The organism is Dethiosulfatibacter sp., from assembly GCF_983023055.1.
The window spans coordinates 1-2548 of sequence record NZ_CEZJXU010000225.1 but is presented as its reverse complement, the minus strand read 5'-3'; the positions used below and the strand labels follow the sequence as shown (position 1 = coordinate 2548).

Here is a 2548-nt window from a genome sequence, read left to right as displayed (position 1 = left end):
ATTTCCCCTTCATTGTTTGCACTCATTATTGGACAAATCTGTAGGAATGTTGCAAGTGATGCCTTTACCTTGCTGAGTCTGCCGGCCTTGGCAAGGTGATCGTAGGATTCCAGGATGAACAGTGTCTTAAGCTTTTCAACATAACTGGATGTAATGCTTACAATTTCTTCCTTAGTGTGGTTTAAATCTATAAGCTCTTTTATTTTTATACTAATCATTGATTGTGCAGTAGCAGCCGACCTTGAGTCGAATACATGGACAAAGGAGTCAATGGAGTTATCCTTAATCATTTCGCATGCGGTTAAGGCGCTGTTGTAAGAGCCACTTAGCTTGCTTGAAAGAGTAACAACGAAATTCTCTTTGTTCTTTTTGAAGGCATCGTAATACTCGCCAGGTGAAGGACATGCGGTCTTCAGCGTAAGGCTGCCTTTTATCTTATTGAGCAGAAAATTTGTATCCAAGTTCTTGTCGGTAATTTCTTCACTGTCAATTACTATCTTAAGTGGTATTGTTTCAAAATAATCCTTTATTTCATCATTAATGTCTGTACAGCTGTCTACAATTATTTTTCTATCCATAAATTATCCTTCCTTTTTAATCTATCTTTAATTATACCAGTTAATTTTTAAATTTCACTAAAAATATAAAAATTTAAATGTTTTTTAACAATTAATGAGATATAATATGATATATATGTTGACAGAGCATATTTTTTTTGATAGTTTATATAAAATTACAATATATATCGCATAATCAATTTGACATTAATTATTTGATTATTTAATATTTGAGAGGAGTTGCAATGGATAAGATTTTAGAAACTGGATATACTTTTGACGACGTATTGTTGGTACCCGCAAAGTCGGACGTGCTGCCTAGGGAAGTAGATGTAAGCACTTTACTTACAAAGAAGATAAAGCTGAACATACCACTCGTATCAGCAAGTATGGACACTGTAACTGAAGCAAAGATGGCAATAGCAATGGCTAGGGAAGGTGGAGTAGGAATTATCCATAAGAACATGTCTATAGAAGCACAGGCCTTAGAAGTGGATAAAGTCAAAAGATCGGAACATGGAGTCATAACAGACCCATTTTACCTTTCGGAGGAACACCTGGTTGAAGACGCGCTTGAACTAATGAGCAGATATAAAATATCAGGAGTGCCCATTGTAGATGACCAAAAGAAACTCATTGGAATAATCACAAATAGAGATGTAAGATTCGAAAATGATTTTACAAAACCAATCAAGGAAGCAATGACAAGCAAGGGTCTCATCACTGCCAAGGAAGGCATATCAATGGATGATGCTCTTGAAATTTTGTCCAAGCACAGAATAGAAAAGCTTCCTCTTGTTGCGAAAGATGGAACTTTAGCCGGACTCATTACAATAAAAGATATTGAAAAGACTATTAAATATCCAAATTCTGCAAAGGATTCAAATGGAAGACTATTTGCAGGAGCAGGAGTTGGAGTTACTGACGACATGATGGAAAGGGTAGCTGCTCTTGTTGAGAAAAAAGTTGACGTTATAGCTTTGGATACTGCCCACGGACATTCAGAGGGTGTAGTAAACTCGGTTAGAAAAATAAAAGACGTGTATCCTGACCTTCAGGTAATAGCAGGAAATGTTGCAACAGCAGCGGCAGTTAAGGATCTTATAGAAGCAGGAGCCGACTGTATTAAGGTAGGAATAGGACCTGGATCAATCTGTACAACAAGGGTTGTTGCAGGTGTTGGAGTACCTCAGCTTACAGCAATATTCAACTGTGCTGAAGAAGCTAAAAAGTACGGAATACCAATCATAGCAGATGGTGGAATAAAATACACAGGAGACATTCCCAAGGCAATTGCCGCTGGAGCCAATGTTGTAATGATGGGATCCATGTTCGCAGGAACAGAGGAAAGTCCTGGAGAGACAGTATTGTATCAGGGAAGAAGATTCAAGGTTTACAGGGGAATGGGATCAGAAGGTGCCATGAACCAGGGAAGCAAGGACAGATACTTTCAGGATGATGTCAAGAAATTTGTTCCAGAAGGCGTTGAAGGAAGAGTACCTTTCAAGGGACCAATCAGCGAGGTTATCTACCAGATGGTAGGAGGACTGAAGGCTGGAATGGGATACTGCGGAGCCAGGGATATTGACGTTCTTAGAACAGATGCAAGATTTGTCAAGATAACAGGTGCAGGTCTTAAGGAAAGTCATCCACACGACATCCAGATAACTAAAGAGTCTTCAAACTATAGCACCAAATAAGAGGAGAAAGAATATGATACTAATATTGGACTTCGGTGCTCAGTACAGCCAGCTGATTGCCAGAAGAGTTAGAGAAGCAAAAGTTTATTGTGAAATAATGCCTTACAGCATTTCAATAGAAAGAATCAAGGAAAAGAATCCAAGTGGAATCATCCTTTCAGGAGGACCTGCAAGTGTATATGAAGAAAATGCACCAAAGGCACTTACTGAAATATTCGACCTTGGACTTCCAATTCTTGGAATCTGCTACGGAGGTCAGTTTATAGCACAGACCTTTGGCGGAAAGGTAAC

General features: G+C 38.6%; 3 protein-coding genes. 2 read left to right on the top strand and 1 reads right to left on the bottom strand.

The features are described from left to right. Window positions 1–578, bottom strand: a 578-nt coding sequence (locus tag AC3AX0_RS08540; protein WP_487549877.1) for a DegV family protein, incomplete at its 3' end; no start/stop codon positions are given. A 224-nt stretch (window positions 579–802) separates the two neighbouring features. On the opposite strand from AC3AX0_RS08540, the gene guaB reads away from it, so the two are divergent. Together guaB and AC3AX0_RS08530 are read left to right on the top strand one after the other, a co-directional pair. Beyond that, complete coding sequence (gene guaB, locus AC3AX0_RS08535) at window positions 803–2257, top strand: IMP dehydrogenase (RefSeq protein WP_487549876.1); 1455 nt, start codon at window positions 803–805, stop codon at window positions 2255–2257. A 13-nt stretch (window positions 2258–2270) separates the two neighbouring features. Then, the coding region (locus tag AC3AX0_RS08530) for a glutamine amidotransferase-related protein (protein WP_487549875.1) at window positions 2271–2548 on the top strand (278 nt) is incomplete at its 3' end.

Excerpts from the sequence above, each read along its gene's own strand:
- guaB (WP_487549876.1), top strand. The coding sequence starts at position 803 with ATGGATAAGATTTTAGAAACTGGATATACTTTTGACGACGTATTGTTG.